24 protein-coding genes and 1 pseudogene are annotated in these 21,805 nt (G+C 29.1%); 2 read left to right on the top strand and 23 right to left on the bottom strand.

Going from position 1 to position 21,805, the window contains the following annotated elements:
- Nucleotides 1–39 precede the first annotated feature (39 nt).
- The 22 genes and pseudogenes from SFBMNL_RS03160 to SFBMNL_RS03055 form a co-directional block, all read right to left on the bottom strand.
- Nucleotides 40–459 (bottom strand): hypothetical protein, encoded by a 420-nt coding sequence (locus SFBMNL_RS03160; RefSeq protein WP_005806550.1) that lies wholly within the window; start codon nucleotides 457–459, stop codon nucleotides 40–42.
- 343 nt (nucleotides 460–802) lie between these two features.
- Nucleotides 803–1,417 carry a thiamine diphosphokinase gene (locus SFBMNL_RS03155; RefSeq protein ID WP_005806552.1) on the bottom strand — a complete coding sequence of 205 codons (615 nt, stop codon included), beginning with the start codon at nucleotides 1,415–1,417 and terminating at the stop codon, nucleotides 803–805.
- Nucleotides 1,418–1,424: 7 nt separating this feature from the next.
- Nucleotides 1,425–2,312, bottom strand: a complete 888-nt coding sequence (gene rsgA, locus SFBMNL_RS03150) for a ribosome small subunit-dependent GTPase A (RefSeq protein WP_005806554.1) — start codon at nucleotides 2,310–2,312, stop codon at nucleotides 1,425–1,427.
- 81 nt (nucleotides 2,313–2,393) lie between these two features.
- A complete protein-coding gene (locus SFBMNL_RS03145) occupies nucleotides 2,394–4,376 on the bottom strand; it encodes a protein kinase domain-containing protein (RefSeq protein WP_042294508.1) in 1,983 nt (660 codons plus the stop codon).
- The gene (locus tag SFBMNL_RS03140) at nucleotides 4,366–5,097 is read right to left on the bottom strand and encodes a Stp1/IreP family PP2C-type Ser/Thr phosphatase (protein ID WP_005806557.1); all 732 of its coding nucleotides are present in this window, start codon (nucleotides 5,095–5,097) and stop codon (nucleotides 4,366–4,368) included. Before SFBMNL_RS03140 ends, SFBMNL_RS03145 begins: the two co-directional genes overlap by 11 nt.
- Before the next feature lie 14 nt (nucleotides 5,098–5,111).
- A complete protein-coding gene (rlmN, locus tag SFBMNL_RS03135) occupies nucleotides 5,112–6,122 on the bottom strand; it encodes a 23S rRNA (adenine(2503)-C(2))-methyltransferase RlmN (RefSeq protein WP_042294507.1) in 1,011 nt (336 codons plus the stop codon).
- Nucleotides 6,123–6,131: 9 nt separating this feature from the next.
- Entirely contained in the window at nucleotides 6,132–7,439 is a 1,308-nt protein-coding gene (rsmB, locus tag SFBMNL_RS03130) for a 16S rRNA (cytosine(967)-C(5))-methyltransferase RsmB (protein WP_144238981.1), read from the bottom strand.
- Nucleotides 7,436–8,116 carry a zinc metallopeptidase gene (locus tag SFBMNL_RS03125; protein WP_042294505.1) on the bottom strand — a complete coding sequence of 227 codons (681 nt, stop codon included), beginning with the start codon at nucleotides 8,114–8,116 and terminating at the stop codon, nucleotides 7,436–7,438. Before SFBMNL_RS03125 ends, rsmB begins: the two co-directional genes overlap by 4 nt.
- Nucleotides 8,117–8,128: 12 nt before the next feature.
- On the bottom strand, nucleotides 8,129–9,082 hold the full coding sequence (gene fmt, locus SFBMNL_RS03120; protein ID WP_007443331.1) for a methionyl-tRNA formyltransferase: 954 nt from the start codon (nucleotides 9,080–9,082) through the stop codon (nucleotides 8,129–8,131).
- Nucleotides 9,083–9,098: 16 nt separating this feature from the next.
- Nucleotides 9,099–9,545, bottom strand: a complete 447-nt coding sequence (def, locus tag SFBMNL_RS03115; RefSeq protein WP_005806567.1) for a peptide deformylase — start codon at nucleotides 9,543–9,545, stop codon at nucleotides 9,099–9,101.
- 13 nt (nucleotides 9,546–9,558) lie between these two features.
- The gene (gene priA, locus SFBMNL_RS03110) at nucleotides 9,559–11,781 is read right to left on the bottom strand and encodes a replication restart helicase PriA (protein WP_042294501.1); all 2,223 of its coding nucleotides are present in this window, start codon (nucleotides 11,779–11,781) and stop codon (nucleotides 9,559–9,561) included.
- A gap of 66 nt (nucleotides 11,782–11,847) precedes the next feature.
- Complete coding sequence (gene rpoZ, locus SFBMNL_RS03105) at nucleotides 11,848–12,060, bottom strand: DNA-directed RNA polymerase subunit omega (protein ID WP_007440518.1); 213 nt, start codon at nucleotides 12,058–12,060, stop codon at nucleotides 11,848–11,850.
- A gap of 22 nt (nucleotides 12,061–12,082) precedes the next feature.
- Nucleotides 12,083–12,691: a guanylate kinase gene (gene gmk, locus SFBMNL_RS03100; protein WP_173400383.1), complete on the bottom strand. Its 609-nt coding sequence runs from the start codon at nucleotides 12,689–12,691 to the stop codon at nucleotides 12,083–12,085.
- 15 nt (nucleotides 12,692–12,706) lie between these two features.
- Entirely contained in the window at nucleotides 12,707–12,988 is a 282-nt protein-coding gene (remA, locus tag SFBMNL_RS03095; RefSeq protein WP_005806575.1) for an extracellular matrix/biofilm regulator RemA, read from the bottom strand.
- Between the two features lie 183 nt (nucleotides 12,989–13,171).
- On the bottom strand, nucleotides 13,172–13,318 hold the full coding sequence (locus SFBMNL_RS08370; RefSeq protein WP_005806576.1) for a hypothetical protein: 147 nt from the start codon (nucleotides 13,316–13,318) through the stop codon (nucleotides 13,172–13,174).
- A gap of 62 nt (nucleotides 13,319–13,380) precedes the next feature.
- On the bottom strand, nucleotides 13,381–13,830 hold the full coding sequence (rpiB, locus tag SFBMNL_RS03090) for a ribose 5-phosphate isomerase B (RefSeq protein WP_005806578.1): 450 nt from the start codon (nucleotides 13,828–13,830) through the stop codon (nucleotides 13,381–13,383).
- Between the two features lie 142 nt (nucleotides 13,831–13,972).
- Nucleotides 13,973–14,305, bottom strand: coding sequence for a hypothetical protein (locus tag SFBMNL_RS03085; protein ID WP_005806580.1), 333 nt, complete (start codon nucleotides 14,303–14,305; stop codon nucleotides 13,973–13,975).
- 316 nt (nucleotides 14,306–14,621) lie between these two features.
- Nucleotides 14,622–15,599 carry an alpha/beta hydrolase gene (locus SFBMNL_RS03080; RefSeq protein ID WP_042294495.1) on the bottom strand — a complete coding sequence of 326 codons (978 nt, stop codon included), beginning with the start codon at nucleotides 15,597–15,599 and terminating at the stop codon, nucleotides 14,622–14,624.
- 49 nt (nucleotides 15,600–15,648) lie between these two features.
- Nucleotides 15,649–16,623 (bottom strand): annotated as a pseudogene (locus tag SFBMNL_RS08080) (aldo/keto reductase).
- Nucleotides 16,624–16,642: 19 nt separating this feature from the next.
- Nucleotides 16,643–17,887 carry an aldo/keto reductase gene (locus SFBMNL_RS03065; RefSeq protein WP_369751271.1) on the bottom strand — a complete coding sequence of 415 codons (1,245 nt, stop codon included), beginning with the start codon at nucleotides 17,885–17,887 and terminating at the stop codon, nucleotides 16,643–16,645.
- Nucleotides 17,888–18,052: 165 nt separating this feature from the next.
- On the bottom strand, nucleotides 18,053–18,439 hold the full coding sequence (gene ytfJ / locus SFBMNL_RS03060; protein ID WP_005806586.1) for a GerW family sporulation protein: 387 nt from the start codon (nucleotides 18,437–18,439) through the stop codon (nucleotides 18,053–18,055).
- Nucleotides 18,396–18,908, bottom strand: coding sequence for a DUF2953 domain-containing protein (locus tag SFBMNL_RS03055; protein ID WP_242821483.1), 513 nt, complete (start codon nucleotides 18,906–18,908; stop codon nucleotides 18,396–18,398). The genes ytfJ and SFBMNL_RS03055 overlap by 44 nt, the downstream gene beginning before the upstream one ends.
- Before the next feature lie 211 nt (nucleotides 18,909–19,119).
- Between SFBMNL_RS03055 and SFBMNL_RS03050 the strand changes: the two genes are divergently transcribed.
- Both SFBMNL_RS03050 and SFBMNL_RS08175 read left to right on the top strand, forming a co-directional pair.
- The gene (locus SFBMNL_RS03050) at nucleotides 19,120–20,214 is read left to right on the top strand and encodes a D-alanyl-D-alanine carboxypeptidase family protein (protein WP_005806590.1); all 1,095 of its coding nucleotides are present in this window, start codon (nucleotides 19,120–19,122) and stop codon (nucleotides 20,212–20,214) included.
- Between the two features lie 65 nt (nucleotides 20,215–20,279).
- Nucleotides 20,280–20,474: a hypothetical protein gene (locus tag SFBMNL_RS08175; RefSeq protein WP_005806592.1), complete on the top strand. Its 195-nt coding sequence runs from the start codon at nucleotides 20,280–20,282 to the stop codon at nucleotides 20,472–20,474.
- Between the two features lie 93 nt (nucleotides 20,475–20,567).
- Here SFBMNL_RS08175 and SFBMNL_RS03045 read toward each other — a convergent pair whose 3' ends face one another.
- Nucleotides 20,568–21,761, bottom strand: coding sequence for a flagellin N-terminal helical domain-containing protein (locus SFBMNL_RS03045; protein WP_042294491.1), 1,194 nt, complete (start codon nucleotides 21,759–21,761; stop codon nucleotides 20,568–20,570).
- Between the last annotated feature and the right edge of the window lie 44 nt (nucleotides 21,762–21,805).

The raw sequence follows: 21,805 nt of genomic DNA, 5'->3' as shown, positions 1-21,805 counted from the left end.
AAAATATACATTTAACAGGATTCAATCTTTACAGATCATCTATATTATATTCTCAAAACTAAAATGAATCTGAGGATCAGTATAATATTGATTAGCTAAATCCTCATCTCCAGTTAGCAAAAATAATTCGTAATACATATACTCTTTTTCATATTGTGTAATAATATCTTCGACTTCCTCTACTTTACCTTTTTGAACAGAAACATCATAAAACAAATTATAATCATCTAGATATCTTTCTAAATCATCATCATTAATGAATAGCACTTCCTTTAACAAAGTATCTCTTTGTTCTCTAAGATTTAAATCGTAATCTTCAGCTTCACTACTCATTTGGCCTGTCCAAGTATAAGGTTCACTTACTTGGTTCTCATAAGCCTTTACTCTACTAGTTGATCCAAAACAAAATACAAAAGCAAACAATCCAAACCCTAAAACTTTTGTATTAATTCTAAACATTATCTACACACTTTCCTTTCATATTTAAATTTGTTAATTAATTTTTCGTAATGCCTACTATAATAGTACTATTACTATTGAGTCAATTACAATTATATTTTCCATTTAAGATAAATTAAATTACTCTTAATTTAAATAATTTTAAGTACTTAAACAAAATAATAAAGAGTGATACACACTCTTTATTACCTAAATATCTTATTTTTTAAATATTTTAACTATCTTAGCTAAACATTTAGGTAGCTTTATAGCTATAATCTTCATAATTGTCATCTCTCCTTAATTTCAAAAATAAAAAAACTTTTACTACCAATATATTGTATGTTTAATCAATTTATGATCTTCAAAATATTAAATAAATAAAAATTAATTTATTTGAAGATATTTTTACTTTTTCCGATATCCATTCATTGGAGAGTGTAAGAGTATCAATAAGATTTAAATGAAAATTATTCAAATTATACTTTGCACCGCATATAGAAATAATAGTGTCGTCATATACAGGTAAGATTGAAAAAAATTTATAAGACCCCCTATCAAAATTATTACAGCCAATAGATCCTAATATAACATTAAACTCATCAATCATAACTATATCTAAACCACGTTCAATAAATTTCTGCATCACTCTCAAATTAAATTGAAAATGATCCGATCTCTTACCAGTAAATCCAAAAAGATAAATCTTTTTAAATCCATTTTTCAAACAATAATCCATAGCTATTTCTAAATCATTATAATCCATATCTGTCTTTAAAATATGTCTATTATTGTAAATAACTTCTTTATATTTCAGCGAATCAAAATCTCCTATAGCTAAATCTATCCTTCTATTTTCTTCAATTAAATAATTACATCCGCCATCAACAGCAATAGTAAATATATTGTCTAAATCTACAAATTTATTCACTATGTCAAATTTATTAAAGCCTCCATTTCCAAAAATAACACATTCCACTATATAATTACTTCTCCTTTTGATTAAATTTATTATAAAATTTTACATACATCTCATATCTTGTTCTATTTATATTATCATTCTGTAATGCTTGTTTTACATTACATTTAATTTCATTAATATGCTTACATCCTCTAAATTTACAACCTTCATAATAATCTTTAAACTCAATGAAATATTCTCTTAAATTATCTATATCTATATGTTTTGAAATATTCACAGAGCTAAATCCTGGAGTATCAATTAAATATCCATCTAACTCATCTATATATACCAATTGTGAAAACCTAGTCGTGTGCTTACCTCTTTTGACTTTTTGACTCAATGTTGAAGTATCCATTATATTTTTATCCACGATCTTATTTAACAAACTTGATTTTCCAACTCCAGATGCCCCACAAAAACATGATATATTATTACATAATTTATCTTTTATAATATCTATGTTATTTTCGTGTTTAACACTTATCTTAATCACATCATAAGGAAAATTTTTAAATAATTCATCAACTTCTTTATCATCTACATCTGTATGTAAATCACACTTGTTAATTACTATATTGATTTTAACTCCATCAGCTTCAAAATTAATAAGCATTTTATTTAACATTTCAAAATTAATCTTAGGCTCTAAATAAGATAGTACTATAAATATTTGAGTAACATTAGAAATTTGCGGTCTTATAAAATCTGAAACTCTTTTATGAATGTTTTCAATAACTCCTTCTTTTTTATTTCGATCAATTATTTTTATAGTTACTCTATCTCCCACTTTAGGTTCAATTTCTTTAAATCTAAATTTTTTCCTAGATTTACAACAATACTCTTCCTTATCAACCAATATATAATAAAAACCATCTATAGCTTTTGTTATAATTCCACCAATCTCTACCATAACAATTCCTCATCATACTTTATATAGTTAAAAAAATAGCTTTTAAAAATTTAAACATAAATTTTTAAAAAGCTATAAATATCAATATACTTCTTCTATCTTTATTTGCGACCCTGAAATCACTTCATCTCCAACTAAGCAATCAATTTTTTTAATAACATCTGTATCATCAAAATTGTTAGCATCTAATTCAAGATCACTCTCCTTAAGAATTTCACGTGCATCCTTCACAGTGTAATCAATTATATCTGGTACCTTAGTCATATTACCTTCTTGATTAATAGTTTCACTTTGTCCTATTAAATTTTCTTTATTGCCTTCATCAGTCTCATCATTACTTTCACTGCTGGTAAGCTCATCTTTAACATTATCTTCAACAGTGTCATCTGGTTCTTTATCTAAATCTTTATCTGGAGAAGTATCATCATCAAATTGCTTTTTAACATAGTTATAATAACTTAACTCAATCTCAACTGTTGGCTTAATCTCAATTCCATCTGGAACAGACTGATAAAATATTTTCTTATCATTCTCTTGATTAGTTGTATCAACCGACTTCAATTTTATATTAATCCCATTCAATACAGCTAAATTCTGTGCCTCAACTATATCCTTACCTACAAATTGAGGAACAACAACAAGTTCCGTTTCAGATCCCCTACTTATAACAACAGATATAGTTTCATTCTTACCTATTTTTGAAGTCTGACTAGGATTTTGAATCATTATTACACCACGCTCATATACATCACTAAATCTTTCTTCTATATTCCCAATAGTAAGTCCTTCTCTTTGCAATACCAATCTAGCTTTATCTAAAGTCATATTAACTATATTAGGAACATCTACGAGTTCAACTCCATCACTTAATACAATTTTAATCGTATCTCCTTTTTTTACTATTGTTCCCTCTTTAGGATAAGTATCAACTACAAAATTCTTTTCTAAATCACTTTCCACATATCCAGAAACTTTATAATTTAAACCTAATTCTTCCAACTCTCGCTCATATTGAACCCCAGTTTTCCCCAAAAATGAAGGAACACTGATATCAGCAGAAAATTTTCCAACTAACCCACTAAATTTAAAACTCATTATTGAAACAATAATAGCGAGTATAAGCAAAAGAACGATGACAATATTTCTAAATACATTATTTTTCTTTAACTTAGTTGGAATTGGTGGTGTTACTGCAGACATAACTGTGGTTTTATCAAGCATATTACATCTTGTAACAAAGTGCTTTTTATTATTTTGCAGTGCTTTCAGATCATCTCTTAACTCCTTAGAATTTTGATATCTTAATGCAGGATTCTTTTGAAGACACTTTATTATAAGATTATTTATCCCAATAGGTAATTTCTTAACTATATCCATAGGTTCAACTGGATCTACTTGTATATGTTGCAACGCAACATTAACCGGCGTTCCATGAGTAAATGGTAACCTTCCTGTAAACATTTCATACATCACAACACCAAAAGAATAAATATCACTTCTACAATCTACGAAATTTCCACGAGCCTGTTCTGGAGATATGTAATATGCCGATCCTAATATCTTTCCTGAATTAGTTATTGTGGCAGAATCAGAGGACTTTGCTATTCCAAAATCAGTCACTTTTATATTACCATGATTCGAAACTAAAATATTTTGAGACTTTATATCTCTATGTATTAATTCTATATCATGGGCAATAACCAACCCATTACAAATTTGTATACTAAAATCTAATGCTTCCTTTATAGAAAGTACTCCTTTTTCACTTATGTACTCCTTCAAAGTCTTTCCATCTATATATTCCATTACAATATAGTGCAAGTTATCTTCGACTCCTATATCATAAACCTTTACTATATTATTATCAGATAACTTAGCAACTTCCATTGCCTCATCCTTAAACTTACGTACAAATTCCTCATCATTAGTAAGCTCCTGTTTAAGAATCTTAATTGTAGTAAATCTCTTTAATATTTTACACTTGGCCTTATATACATTAGCCATTCCACCTTCGCCAAGTTTTTCTATTATTTCATATCTGCCACCTATTACCTTACCTATCATTGCTAGTGCCTCCAAAAATTATTAGAGATACGTTATCTCTGCCTCCTCTTTCTTTAGCTAAAGTAATCAAATCATTACATGCCTTATACAAATCATTTTTATTATTTTCTATATATGGAACTATTTCATCCTGATTTATCTCATTTATTAATCCATCTGTACACAACAAATAAAAATTCTTATCATTATCTATAATAAACATATCTACTTCTACACTAACATTAATTCCAACAGATCTAGTTATAATATTCCTATTAGGATAATCTTTAGCTTCATCCTGACTTAATACACCATTATCTATTAATTGTTGGACAAATGAATGATCTTTAGTTATCTTGGTTATCTCACTACCACCTATAGAGAAAAAACAACTATCTCCAACATTAACAATATAAATTTTATCTCCATGAACAAGAGAAAGAGTAAGAGTAGTACCCATACCCTTATACTTTTTATTTTCTAAAGACTTAAAGTAAATTTCTCTATTCGCAAATTGAACAGCATTCTTTAAAAGTAACTCCAAATCAATTCCATCAAAATATTCTTTCATTATATACTCTTTAATCATTCGAACACAGATTTTACTAGCAATATCACCAGCATTATGTCCTCCCATGCCGTCAGCAATAATGTATAATTGATAACTACCACATATATAATAATCTAAATAATCCTCATTAACAACTCTAAGATTACCTATATCACTCATAGCTCCAACCATTGTAGAATATCCCCCTACTTACTATAACTTAATCTAAGCTGACCACATGCTGCATCTATATCTACTCCCTTTTTCTGTCTCATTGTCACATTAACTCCTGAATCCAACAAATAGTTATAAAATTTCTTTAATCTCCTAGATTCTTTAAAATCATTTTCATTTATTTCATTAACTGGTATCAAATTAACATGAGCCTTACTTTTCTTGCACAAAGAAACTAATTCCCTTACATCATCATCGCTGTCATTAACACCATCTATAAGAAGATATTCAAAAGATATCCTCCTCTTAGTTTTATCAAAATAATTCAAACATGCATCAATTAACTGATTTATAGAATATTTATTTGCTATAGGCATAATTGTCTTACGCTTATCATCATTAATAGCGTGCAACGATATAGCAAGATTTATACTCAAACCCTCGTTTGCTAAATCATAAATCTTAGGCACTATTCCACAAGTAGACAAAGTTATATGTCTGCTACTCATACCCATTTTGCTTCTCATCTCACGTATAAATGTTATTATATTCTCATAATTATACAACGGTTCCCCAGTACCCATAAGAACTATACGATTTATTTTTTTCGATGTGTATCTCTCAACAACTAAAACTTGACCCATGAGCTCACACAATTCAAGATTTCTTAAAAATCCATTTACAGTAGATGCACAAAATTTACATCCCATAGCACATCCAACCTGAGTAGAAATACAAATAGTATTTCCATAATCGTACACCATAAACACACATTCAATTAAATTTCCATCAACTAATTTTAACAAGAATTTAATTGTACCATCTATAGATTTTTGGACTTTCTCAATTAATGGAAGTTCAATTTTTAAAATATCTTTAAATTGTTTCCTCTCTATATTACTAAGATTTGTCATATCATCGAAATCAAAAATCTTTTTATTATAAATCCAATCTATTATTTGATTTGCTTTAAATCCTCTAAATTTATTTTCTTCTAAATATTTTCTAAGTTCATCACTTTTAAAATTCAATACATTAAACATATAATCCTCTTAATTTTTTCTCAATTTAGTTATAAAAAATCCATTGCTCAATTCAGTCGGAAAAATAGTAATCATTCCTTTATTGTTTTCAAAAAATAAATTACTAAAATCATAATCATCAATCGACTCTAAAATAAAGTCATTATTAGTTTCCAAAAACCACTTAATTATATCTTCATTTTCATTTTTGTTAAGAGTGCATGTAGTATACATTAAAACACCATTTGATTTAACATATCTTGATGCATTAAAAATAATTTTCCTCTGTATATCAATAATTTCTTTCAAATCATAAGTATTTTTAAACCATTTTATTTCAGGTTTCTTATTAATTACTCCCAATCCCGAACACGGAGCATCAACCAAAACCTTATCTGCCTTATCAATAAACTTCTCATTCAAAATAGTAGCATCATTTATAAAGCAATCTATAGAACTGAGTTTCAACCTGTTTGCACTATTTTTAATTAGGTCTATCTTGTGATCATATATATCACAAGAAATCAATTTACACTTATCATTTGAAAGTTCAGCAATATATGTAGACTTTCCTCCAGGTGCTGCACATAAATCAATAATTACATCACCTTCTTTAGGATTTAATATTTCACAGGCTATCTGAGAACTCAAACCTTGAACACTAATAAATCCGTTTTTATATAAATCTAGTTTAGATATGTTAATTGGAGATTTTATTTTTATAGAATTTTTAAACTCTTTGATATCTTCAATTCTAAATTCATCTTTAAACCTTTCTATAAAATCTTGCTTAGAAATCATTTTAGAATTTATCCTATAACAAGTTTCACTTCTTTTATTCAAAGCCCTCATCAATTCTATATAATTTTTAGGATATTGAGACTTAAATAATTTTACCATCCATGAAGAAAAAGAATACTCATATTGCAGAGTATTCTTACCACTATCAATGAATTTCTTATTTCTCAAATAATTTCTTAAAACTCCATTCACAAATCCACTTTTATTCTTACACAACCTTTTAGCAACTTCCACACTCTCATTTAAAACAGAATATTCAGGAATTTTATCAAGATACTTCAATTGATAAATTGCACTTCTAAGAATAATAGTTGAAATATTATTTTCATCAAGTTTCTTAACAAACTTATTTAATATATCATCGATAGTTAACTTATAACGTATTGTCCCATAAACAATCTCTGTAACCAATCTTTTATCTATATCTTTTAAACTCGATTTATCTAAATAATCTTTAAGTGTAATATTCGAATAAGCACCTCTATTTAAGACTTCATCAAGTATAATAACACAATCATATCTTAAATTATTTATCATTCGTCTCCCCTTGCTAATACTATAAGTCTGAGTAAGCTCATAATCGACATTAGTGCTGCTGCTACATACGTTAATGCTGCTGATGATAAAACACTTTTTGCGCCATTAACTTCATTGCCAACTAATAATCCCATGTTTTTAATTGACTTTATCGCCCTATTTGACGCATTAAATTCAACAGGAAGTGTTATCAATTGAAATATAACTGTAAGTGAAAATAAAACTATCCCAATAGAAAGTAATGGCTTGATACCCATTATTAAACCTAATAAAAATAATATCCAAGAGAATCCAGCTCCAAAATTTACTGCTGGAACAATAGCATTTCTTAAAATTAAAGGTGTGTAACTAACATTATGTTGTATCGCATGACCCACCTCATGAGATGCAATTCCAACTGCTGCTATTGACGTTCCAAAATAAACCTCTTGTGATAATCTCAATTTTTTCGCTCTAGGATCATAATGATCTGTCATACGACCATTTACCATTTCCACTTCAACATCATAAATTCCATTTGCCTTCAAAATATTAATAGCTGCCTGTTCTCCAGTAATTCCTCTTTGGTTTGTAACTTTAGAATATTTATTATAAGCAGATGAAATTTTAAATTGAGCAATAGCACTAACAATTATTGCAGGTATTAACAAAATTATCGTCCTATCAAAATAAAACATTAAAATCACTCCTTAATTCAATCTAACTTTACTTATAATATTACCATTTAAAAAAGATTTAATAGACATAACTTTTTTATTTTCAAATTGTATGGTAGTTATTAAAATAAATCCTTGTCCACATTTAACTAAAAGTCCATCATCATTAATTTCTACTATTTGACCATAACTAAAATCTATATATTTATCTTCATTAATCGAAACCTCTTTAGCCTCATATAATTTTATTTTTTTTTCTTCATATAAACAATATGCAACAGGCCACGGATTTAATCCTTTTATTAAATTTAATATATCCCGTGCAGATTTAGAAAAATCAATATGAGCAAATTCTTTCGTGATAATAGGAGCATATGTGCTTTTCGAATCATCTTGCTTTTGTCTCTTTATGGTTCCATTTTTAATTTTTTGAAGTGTATCCTTCATACCATAAGCACTTATTAGTTTCAATTTATCATGTAATTGACCTGCAGTCATATAATCTTCAATTTCCACTTCATATTTTTCAATTATATCACCCGTATCTAACCCTTCATCCATAAACATTGTAGTTATTCCACTCTTATTATCTCCTGATATTATAGCAAAATTAATAGGTGCTGCTCCTCTATGTCTTGGTAACAATGAAGCATGAGAATTTATACATCCAAACTTAGGTATATTTAAAATATCTGATGGTAATATTTTACCATAAGCAACAACAATAATTAAATCCAAATCCATATTTCTAATTTTATTAATAAATTCATCATTATCCTTAACTTTATCAGGCTGATATACATCTATACTATATTTAAGTGCAACCTCTTTAACAGGTGATGACTTTAATTTATATCCCCTACCCTGAGGTTTATCTGGTTGAGTTACAACAGCTAAAACATTATGGTTATGTATAAGCATCTCGAGTGTATCAACTGCAAACTCTGGAGTTCCCATAAACAATACATTAAATTTATCTTTAAACAAAGCAAACACCTTCTTATTATTTTAAAACTTTATCTGTAAATAAAATTCCATTTAAATGATCTACCTCATGACAAATAACTCTTGCATATAAATCTCTTGCTTCCTCTGTTACAATCTCTCCATCTAAATTCATATATCTAACAGTTAAAAGCTTTGGACGCCTTACAGTATCCTCAATACCTGGAACACTTAAACATCCTTCTGGACCATCTTGCATATCTGTTGTACTCTCAGAAATTATTTCTGGATTTATCATAACTTTTTTTATAACTTCTATATCAATAACTATTATTCTTTTCAATATACCGATCTGTGGTGCTGCTAATCCAACTCCATCAGCATGATACATAGTTTCAAACATATCATCTACTAGACTTTTTAAACTATCGTCTATTACATCAACTTTTTTACTTATCTTTCTTAAAATTTCATCTCCATCAACTCTTATTTGTCTCAATGCCATTTAACTTTCCTCCTTAAAATATTGAATATGGATTTACATCAAAACTAATTTTATATTTAGATTTTACATTACTCAATTTATCATTGATTAAAACCTTTATATTATTATAGGTTTCATTATCCTGATCCCCTTTAAAAATAATCTGCCACCTATAATAATCATTAATTTTAGATATCATACAAGATGAAGGACCTAAAATTTGATATTTTATTCCAAACTTACTTTTAAGTTCCCTATATAAGGGAATAAGAACTTCAGTATATAAATTTTCATCTTTTGCTTGGAATAATATATTTAATATATCCACAAATGGTGGATAATCAAGCATCTTTCTGAGCTTAATTTCATCATTATAAAATGATTCATAATCATTATTCATTGAATGTTTTATAACATAATTCTCTGGATTATATGTTTGTATACATACTTCACCCAATTTTGATCCTCTACCAGATCTTCCAGAAACCTGATTCAAAAGTTGAAATGTTCTTTCATAAGCTTTATAATCCGGAACATTCATACTCAAATCTGCCGCTAAAACACCGACAAGAGTAACATCTTCAAAATCAAATCCTTTGGCAATCATCTGAGTTCCAATAACAATATCGACATTCTTGTTTTTAATTTCATCATAAAATTTAGAATATGAATCCTTTCTTCTAGTCGTGTCAAAATCCATTCTTAAAACTCTAGCATTCTGAAATATCTTTTTAGTTATAAACTCAACTTTCTCTGTACCAATTCCAAAATGTTTGACATAGTTACTTCCACATTCCACGCATATGTTACTCATAGCTTGTGCATATCCACAGTAATGACATATCAAATGACTATTATTACCATGGTATGTCAATGTTATATCACAATACTTACATTTGTATACATATCCGCAAGCTCTACATGAAACAAAACTGGAAAAACCACGCTTATTAATAAACAATATTACTTGTTCAGACTTAGAGATCCTATCATTTATCTTATCATACAAAAGTCTACTAAAAATAGATTTGTTCCCACACTTAAGTTCATCTTTCATATTAACAGCAAAAACATTTGGGAAACTTCTATTATTAACTCTATTTTTAATGGTTAAAAGTTTATATTTTCTATTTTTTGCCATAGTATACGATTCTATACTTGGTGTTGCTGATCCAAGTACAATCTTTAAATCATCCTTAAGTTCAGAATATTTAACAGCAATATCTCTCACCAAATACTTTGGATCACTATCAGACTTATATGTACTCTCATGTTCCTCATCAATTACAATACATCCCAAATTTTTAAAAGGCAAAAATAAAGCTGAACGAGTTCCTATAGCAACCTTAACTTTACCACTATTAATTTTTTGCCACTCGGTAAAACGTTCATTAGTAGTTAACTTACTGTGATATATAACTACATCATTATCAAACTGTTCTCTCACTCTATCAATCATTTGAGGAGTAAGAGAAATTTCTGGTACAAGTATTAAACAATCATAACCTCTACTAACAAAATTTTTAAATATTGATAAATAAACTTCCGTCTTGCCACTACCAGTAACCCCATGAACTAAGAAAATCTTCTCATCTCCATGTATAACCTCATTATAAACTGTTTTTTGTTCATCGTTAAGGTGTTTTTTTGTATAAGTTGAATCTCGAAAAGATGGTAATATAGACCTTTCTTTAGAATTAATCTTCAATATTCCATGTTTTATGAGAGTAGATATAGAGCTCTTAGAAAAATTATTAATCTTACTTAATTCATTTTTATCATAAACATTCGGATTGCTAAAAACAAATTCCATTATGCTTATATATGGATCTTTCTTAAATCTTTCAGGAACAGCAACCTCACAATCCAAGTACAAATAATCCTTTATCTTTAAACTTGCATCATCTAAAAACTTTGAAGGTATAAATAAAGATATAGCTTCATAATAAGAAGATAAATATTTATTTCGAATATATTTAATAAGCTCCAATGAATCGTTATTCAAGTGAAATCTCTTGTCAATAGAATTTAAACTCTTTATTTTATCTAAATACTTTTTATCATCTTCAAATAAATCTTCCTCATCTAATATCTCAAAAACAAATCCAAAAACTAATTTCTTATTAAATCCAAAATGAAGCTTCACAACACTTCCTAAAGAAACTTCATCCTTCATCTCATCTGGTATTATATATGTAAAGAATTTATCTAACTTATCACTTATAGATTGTATAATTACTTTTGCATACTTACTCATCAGATCTCCTATGAAATTAAAATAAAATACTTAGGCTAATTTTATACCTAAGTATTTACAAAAAAATTATTCGGAATCAATTGTACTAAAATCTATCTTATCATTATAAATATCAAGAACAGATTGAGTTAAATAATTAATGTGTTTATCTCTTTTTACATCCTTATCTTTATCTATATTATGCCTCGCAACTTTTGCAGAAAGTATAACAAGTGAAAATTTATTGTCTACTTTCTTCATAAGTTCACTTATAGATGGGTAAACAATAGAATCTTTCATAAGATCCCTCCTCTTATAAAAACTAAAAAATATATCCACCAATAAATTTTTCTAAATTCATTCTACTTATTCTACTCATTTCAGTCCTTATTATACCATTTATTTTCTCAACTGCACCCTCAACATCATCATTTATAACTGCATAATCATAATTAACCATACATTTTAATTCTTCACTAACTGAAGAAAATCTTAAATTGAACGAAGATTCAGTTTCACTTCCTCTTTTCAAAATCCTACTTTTAAGCTCGTTTATAGACGGTGGTAATAAAAATATGTACACTGCATTTTCAAAAACACTTTGCACCTGCATACTCCCCTGAATATCAATCTCAAGTATAATATTACTCCCTCTACTTAACTCTTCTTCAACTTGACTTTTAAGCGTACCATAATAATTCCCATAAACTTCAGCATACTCTAAAAATTCATTATTTTCAATCTTTGATTTAAAGGTATCCTTATCTAAAAAATAATAATTAACTCCATCAACTTCTCCTTCTCTCGGAGACCTAGTAGTAGCAGAAATAGAAACCTTATAATCATACTTTTTCATAAGTTCTTTACAAACCGTACCTTTCCCGACACCAGAAGGTCCAGAAAGAACAATCAATAATCCCTTATTGTACATTTCATCCATAAAATACTACTCATCCTCTTCCATCAAATGTTCCTTCAAATTATTTTCCTTAATATCCAGTCTATGTGCTACAGTATCAGGTTGTACTGCAGAAAGTATAACATGATCACTATCTGTAACTATAACTGCTCTAGTTCTCCTACCATAAGTAGCATCAATTAACATACCTCTACTTCGAGCCTCAGTTACTATTCTCTTTATAGGAGCTGATTCAGGACTTACAATAGCAATTAGTCTATTAGCAGACACTATATTCCCAAAACCTATATTAATAAATTTGATACTCATATATTATCATCCCTCTAATCCAGCTTAAAAATAAATAAAACTAAATTCTACATATAGTATATATAAAAATATAATAAGATTATTATATAAATAAAAATATTTAAATTCAATAAAAAATTATTCAAAAAAATGGATTATCCCAATCTAAAAATAACATAAGGAATAATCCATAAATATAAAAACCTATTTAATTTTTTTATTTAACTTTTTAATATTCATTAAGCTCTTCTGTGTCGAATTTATGATCTCAGAAATCCCTATTCCTTCTTTTAATAATTCGCTTGCTTTTTTAGCAACCTCCTTATAATCTCCTTTTTTACAAACCTTCATGTAAGAAATCCCCCTTAAATTGCTACATAGATAGTTTGTACTCTTTTTGTATTAATATACAATTAGTTTCTATTTTCTAAATTTTTTATTAACGCTAATCTTTCGCTATGTCTTCCACCTTCAAACTCACTTTGTAAAAAAGATGTTACAATTTCTTGAGCTAAACCGTTCCCTATTACCCTTGATCCAAGAACTAAGACATTTGCATTATTATGTTGCCTTGCAAGTCTAGCACTAAATATGTCATTACACAAAGCTGCTCTTATTCCTTTTATCTTATTAGCTGCAATACTCATCCCAATGCCTGTGCCACATATTAATATACCTAAAGAACCCTCATTAAATAAAACATTTTCACAAACTTTTTCAGCAAATGTTGGATAATCAACTAATTCTTCTGAATATGGTCCACAGTCAAATACTTCATGATTTTTGAATTCCTCGATTAACATTGAAACCAAATTAAACTTAAGTTCATATCCTGCATGGTCTGATGAAATATATATATTCATAAAATTACTCCTTTACGTTCACCAATAATCAATTTATGTATACCTTGATTCTATAATAAAATACCTTAAATAACAAACTTTTATACTTGATTGTTAAAATAAAAACATGTTACTTATCATAAGTCAACATGCTTTTATTTAACTAAGCATTAAGCATCTTTTTAACTTTGTTATATAATTCATTCATTTTATCTATAGTCTCACTAAGTTCATTCAATAATTGATCTTTATCTGTCTCAATTGGTACCGTCTTTATGTTTTTGTTAGCAACACTTTTCAAAAAATATTCATTTCTGTATGCTATATATAACTTCTGTATAAATTCTTCCATAGGTACATCATCTTGATATTTTTTAAGTTCTTCCTCATTCAATGCGTAAAATTCCATAATAGCTTGGCCAGCTTTTTTTCCTTTTTCACGATCGTTTACATAAGCGACAAGTTTATTTTTAATTTGCTTACTTAACCTTGCCATTATTAACCTCCTAAATTGTTAAGACACATATAATATACTCAGATTTAAAAATTTCTAATTATTACTATTCTTCTTATCCTCTATTCTCCAACTTATAAACTTAAGGTATTTCTAAAAATAAAAATATATTTAACATTTGTTGTATTAGACGGGTTTTTTAATATTCATACATTATATATTATGTGTTTTTTATTTATTAAAGAACTCAAAAACAAAAAAATATAGCCCATTTAAAGACTATATTTTAATATTCATATCTAAACTTATTTTTTAACAATCCATGCACTCTAACATTATAAACATATGCCTATCACTATTACTTGAAATTTAATTTGAAAAAGTCTTCTATTTTATCAAATGGAATAACTTCAATGTTATCATACAAATCTATATGAACAGCATTTGGAATAATAAATAATTCCTTATTATCTCCTTTTAAGATTTCATATATATCTTTACTAAAATAACAAGAATGTGCCTTTTCACCATGAATTAATAAAACTGCACTTCGAATTTCATCTGCGTATTGTAGAATTGGCATATTTAAAAATGATAAAGAAGATGTTATATTCCATCCAGCATTAGAATTTAAAGAACGTGAATGGTATCCTCGATCTGTTTTATAATAATTATAATAATCTTTAAGGTAAAAAGGAGCATCTTCTGGTATTTTATCAGGCACACCACCTGCAAATGCATACATTCCGTTTTTATAATCTCTAATTCTCTGATCATTCATGACTTTTCGTTTCTCATATCGTGCATCTACACTATCTTCAGAATCAAAATATCCCTTTGCATTTACACGAGTCATATCATACATAGTAGAAGTAACCGTTACCTTAATTCTAGTATCAATTGCTGCAGCATTAAGGGCCATGCCACCCCATCCACAAATTCCAATAATACCTATCCTTTCTAAATCAACATTTTCTTGTACAGAAAGAAAATCAACTGCAGCTTGAAAATCTTCTGTATTAATGTCAGGTGATGCTACGTAACGTGGGTAACCTCCACTTTCACCAGTAAAAGAAGGATCAAAGGCAATCGTTAGAAAACCCCTCTCTGCCATAGTTTGTGCATATAAGCCAGACGCTTGTTCTTTTACAGCTCCAAAAGGTCCACTAACTGCTATAGCAGGTAACTTTCCAGAAACATCCTTTGGAATATAAAGATCTGCCACTAATGTAATACCATAACGATTATAAAAAGTCACTTTTTGATGATTTACTTTATCACTCTTCGAAAATGTCTTATCCCAAATATTTGTTAATATTAATTTTTCACCATTCATTTTAGCTGTCTCACTTTTCCAATTCTTATTGTACAAGTTTAAAACTTTTTTAATTTTCTACTTTAGTCAGAATTACTTCATGTGCTCTATATAGTTCTTCAAGATATATTACATCACTATCTGACAACTCTATATCAAGGGCTTTCACTGCTCCATCTAAATGAGAAATTTTTGTTGCTCCAACAATTGGTGATATCACACCTTTTTTCCAGTGCCATGCTAGAGCAATATGTGCCATAGAAACGTCATATTTTTTTGCAAGTCCATTTACACGATTAATAATTTCCATATTGTTTTCTTTTGCTCCATCATATTTGATTTTTAAATAACTATCTGTGTTACTACGTTTACTACCAGATTCCCACTCAATACGAGTCAAATGTCCACCTGCTAATGGACTATATGGGATAAGAGAAACATTGTACTGTTTACAGATTGGAATAAGTTCTCTTTCATCTTCACGATACAAAAGATTTTAATGATTTTGCATAGTTGAAAATTTTGTCCATCCGTTTTGTTCTGCACAAACTTGCATATTATGAAATTGATATCCATACATTGCTGATGCACCTAATGCTCGAACTTTTCCTGATTTTACAAGCGAATCTAAAGCCTCCATGGTTTCTTCTATCGGTGTATCATAGTCAAAACGATGGATTTGATACAAATCTAAATAATCAGTTCCTAGTCGTAACAATGTACCATCAATTTCTCTCAAAATTGCCGCACGAGAAAGTTTTCCCTCATTGAAATAAACCTTAGATGCAAGAATAACTTTATCCCTAGGTATACCAAGATTTTTTAGTGCTTTCCCCGTGTACTCTTCACTTGTTCCGCCGCCATAAAAATTTGCAGTATCTATGAAATTAATACCAAGTTCCCATGCATGAGCAATCATATCTTCTGTTTCATTTTGATTTAAAGTCCACTGCAAAAATTTCTGACTTGCTTTCCCAAAAGACATTGCACCTATACAAATCTTTGAAACCTGTATACCTGTATTACCTAATTCAGCATATTTCATATTCAATTCCTCACATTTTTTATTTTGTTTCAAATTCTGGATGCCATAAAACAAATTTTTCTAACTGTTCATCTGTTCTATTATAATAACGTGTACCTTTATTTAATTTCGAAATTTCAGCCATTTCTTCATCAGTAAGTTTAAAGTCTAAAATATTTAAATTATCTCGAATATGATCTATATTTTTACTTCCTGGAATAACTGCAAATCCCATTTGTGTATGCCAACGAAGAATAACTTGCGCAGAAGTTTTATTATATTTCTTACCTAATTCTTCGAAAATAGTTTCTCCAATTAATGCTTTGTCACCCTGACCAAGTGGGAACCAACTCATTAATTTAATTCCAAATTCATCAAGTTTTGTGCGTAATTTGTCTTGTGTAAAATATGGGTGTGCCTCAACTTGCATAAATTGTGGTACAATCTCCCATTTTTTCTCTAGCTCTTCAATAAATTCACCTTCAAAATTTGAAATTCCAATTGACTTCGCTTTCCCATCTCTATATGCTTTCTCTAACATTCTGTATCCTGACATCCAATTACCTGCAGGTTGATGAATATATAACAAATCAACATAATCTGTATCAAGACGTTCTAGCGTTTCGTTTACTGCATTTTGATTTTCATAATCAGATGGCCAAATTTTTGTTGAAAGAAATATGTTTTCTCTAGCAACACCACTTGATTTCATTCCTCTTCCAACTGCACGTTCATTACAATAAGCAGCCGCCGTATCAATACAAGAATAACCCATTTTAAGAGCCTCTCTTACACTGTTCTCTGCATCAACTGGTTTTATCAAAAATGTACCAATCCCAATTACTGGACATTTTTGTCCATTATTTAGTGTCATAAATTCCATTTGAAAATCTCTCCTTTTCTTTGACATATTCCATCTCAAGACTCCAGTTCTCATTGCTTCATCATATAGAGAAATCTTATAATTTAATTTATCCATAGTTTCCTGGTACTTCTTTAACTGACTATTAATTTCTTCTCTCGCCTCCATGAGTAAAGTACGTCTTGCAGGAATACTACTATCTCCCTTTTGGAACAAACGAACATACTCCGATAACATTTCTACTGAAAGACCGGCTCTACGCATACAGATAGCATTTTCTACCCAACTAATATCTTCATCAGTGTAAAAACGAATACCTCCCTTTGTTCTACCAACTGGTGGAACTACTCCAACCCTTTCATAATATCTGAGCGTATCTGCACTAATTCCACACCTTTCACATACTTCTTTTATAGTTATCAATATCCTCCTACATCATTTGTTCCAATGGTCAAATAAATTATACAATTTAGAGTTAACTCTAAGTCAATAATGATTTTTTAAAAATATTATACACTTTCAGCATAGATAAAAAATAGAAATGGCTCTTAGTCACACAATTGAACTAAAAGCCTTTGGGATATTTATTTAATTTTCATTTTTTTCGAACATTCCTTTAAATGTTTCTACTAATTGAGGGATTGAATCTATTATTTTTTCGTATGAGTTGTTATGATCTATTGGCAATAATCTTATTGCATCCTCTCTCACTACCAAAAATGCCACAGGCTTAATAGATATACCTGCACCTGCTCCTCCTCCAAATAGATTTGGCTTTGTTGTACTAGAAGCATTTTCTGGCATTGGAAGATCTGAACCACCTGTTCCGAATCCAAATCCGACTTTTGATATAGGTATTATTGTTGTTCCATCTGGTGTGTTTACAGCATCCCCTATGATTGTATTAACATCAATCATATCTTTTATATTTTCAAGAGTAGTTTTCATTAAGTTTTCTATTGGATGTTGTTCCATTTAATTTCCTCCCCAAAGTAATAAATAAAAAAGTTATATAGATAATTTGAGCTATTTTTATTTTTAATATACCTTCAAAATGTAATTTAAAGAGTGTAGTGTTATATTTTGGAATTACATCAATCTTACTATTTTGTGTGTAAGCATAGCACGATATTATTCCAAATATTGAATAAACAATAGTGCATATGTGACCGTACAAAACTGCTGTAACATCTGCGTCCTCTACTCCAAACTCAAGTATGTTTGTAATAATAAATTTTGGTTTGCGTTTTAAGTACTTGATTCTCGATAAAATTTCTCTGAAGATTCTGAGAGAAATTTTTGTATCAAAAGCTCGTCGTTCTTTATGAGATTTCACTAATTCTTCATCATTTTTCTTGATCTTCTTTGTTTTAATTATCATTTTTGTTATATCAAAATTAAAAATATAAACTTTGAAATCTAATTTATTCTTATCATATGTCATATCAAATTTTATTTTTATAGAAATGAAAAGAGTTAAAATAATGAAAAGGATAATTAAAAGTTTTATCATCTTATCAACCCAACCTATTAAGTTCTATTTCAAGATAGTTTTTACCAAATATATCCTCTATTATGCAAAATTTTCCTAAGAATAGTTTTTATTTTAATTAATCATACTATACTAATATATTTTATTTAGGCGGTGGTTATTTTTGAAAAAATTTTCTAAACTTTTAGTAGGAATACTTTGCGTGATATTTAGTGTTTCAACTGTACATATCGAGGTTAATTCTGCCAGCGTGAAAAAACAAAAGCCTTATGATTTAAATGCTCATGCTGCCATTGTTATTGATGCAAAAACGCACAGAGTGCTTTTTGATAAAAATGGCCGAAATATTCTACCTATGGCAAGTACAACAAAGATACTTACTTCTTTAGTTGCTATTAAATATGGTGATTTGGATCAGAAGATTAAAATTTCACCTAATGCTGCGTCCATTAGAGGATCCAAAGTTGGATATAAAAAAGATGAAGAAATTTCTTTAAGAGAACTTATTTACGGACTTATGTTCAAATCTGGAAATGATGCAGCAATTGCAATTGCCGAGGGAATTGCTGGTTCAATCGAAGGATTTTGTGATCTTATGAATGAATATGCAAAAGAAATCGGAATACTTGATTCACATTTTGAATCACCTCATGGTCTTGATAGTCAAAATCATTATTCAACTGCTTATGATTTAGCAATGCTTACATCTAAAACAAAGCAAATAGATTTTTTTAATGAGCTTTCAAAGACAAAAGAATACACAGATACTGGATTTTCAAGATCATATCAAAACATCAACAAGATTTTATATATGGTTCCTCAGGCAACAGGCACAAAGACAGGATACACAGGTCAGGCCGGTAAATGTTTAGTATCATCATTTAACATGGGTAACAACAATGAGATTGTAGTTGTTGTGCTTAATTGCACACCAAGATGGAAATCTAGCGAATGGCTTTACAATTATGCAAAAGATAATTATGAGTATCAAAAATTATTTTCTTCAAATGATTTAATTATTAACGAAAGTTTAGAAAATGGTATAAAGATTGAAGGAATATTAAAGGATGATGTAATTGTTCCTGTAACAAAAGGTATGGAAGTTAAGAGTGTTATTACCCTTAATGAGAACATCAAACATTCAAAAGATGATGACGAAATTAATGAATTTGAGAACTTGGGAACACTCAAAATTTTTGAAAATGAAGAACAAATATACATTTGTCCTATCATCAACAAAAACTATAAATCAGAGTAACAATTTTTTTTCTTTTTCGTAGTATATTGTATAACTAAAATTTAAAATAAAGAGGAGCAAAAACGATGAGCTGTTGTAATTCATACGGATATAACTATATGATGCCATACTACGGATACAATTATCCTAATTATACTTGCTATCCTGCATCTTATGGATACGGAGGATGTGGCTGTGGTAATAACTTTGGATTTTTCGGCGGTGGATGTGGTAGTAGCACACTTGGACTAATCGCACTTTATTCATTACTCTGCAGATAATTAGATAGCAAATAACAAAAGGAATGTTACTAAACATTCCTTTTGTTAACATATATAAAAATATGAAAGACTTACATTTATAATATAAGCCTTTTATTTCAATAATGAAAGTACTTGTTGTGGTGCTTGGTTTGCTTGTGCAAGCATTGCTTGTGATGCTTGTTGAAGAACATTCAACTTTGTTAAGTTCATCATTTCTTTTGCCATATCAACGTCTCTTATTCTTGATTCAGCAGCTTGTAAGTTTTCAGCTGTATTATCAGTTGATGCTATTGTATGTTCTAATCTGTTTTGAGATGCTCCTAGATCTGCTCTTTGTGCAGAAATTCTTGAAACTGCCTCATCCAACCTTCCGATTGCATCTTTTGCATCATCAGTCGTAGCAACATTAACTCCACCAAGACCAAGTTCACGACTTCTCATATTACCAATACTTATACTTATCATTTGATCTTTGTTAGCTCCAACTTGAAGTTCAACACCATTAGTTTTTTCTTTTACAACGTTATTCAAAGTAAGTTCAACTGTTTCTACATTTGCATCCTTTATTTTATCTTTCAATTGTGCTAATTTAAATGCTGCTCCTCCAAGTGTTATTTCATGTTCATTATTATCAGCAGCTCCATCTTTAATAACTATACTATCTAATACATACGCCTTATTATCATTAAACTTAGATTCATCTATCAACTCTAGTTTTACATCATCTCCATCAAGTGATAAATTCAGCTTAAATGTTCCTTCTCCTAGGGTATTAACATTTTCAAGATCTGTTTTTAAAAACACTGCAGCTGCATCTGTATTATTCAAAGTTCCAGTTCCAGTACTTGCAACAGTACCACTTTCAAATTCAATTTTTTCTCCTGATTTATCTCCATTAAGAACCTTACTACCACTAAAATCTGTATCAGTTGCAATTCTATCGATCTCACTTCTTAATTGTCCAAACTCTTGATTAATAAGTTCCCTATCTTCATCTGTATAAGTACCATTTGCAGATTGAACTGCAAGTTCCCTCATTCTCTGTGCTATCGCTTGAGTTTCAGATAATGCTCCTTCTGCTGTTTGAATCATTGAAATACCATCTTGTGCGTTTCTTGAAGCTTGATTAAGTCCCCTTATTTGTGATCTCATTTTTTCAGAAATCGCAAGACCTGCCGCATCATCTGCAGCCCTATTTATCCTCAATCCTGAATTCAATTTTTCCATTGCCTTACCTTGGGCAATTGTAGTGCTTCCCATATTTCTATGTGCGTTCATCGCATTCATATTGTGGTTAATTATCATTGTTATATTCCTCCTTGAATTTCATCCTTACGTCCCTGCCAAAC

The organism is Candidatus Arthromitus sp. SFB-mouse-NL (assembly GCF_000709435.1).
Classification (GTDB): domain Bacteria; phylum Bacillota; class Clostridia; order Clostridiales; family Clostridiaceae; genus Dwaynesavagella.
This window is presented reverse-complemented; position numbering and strand designations above follow the sequence as displayed.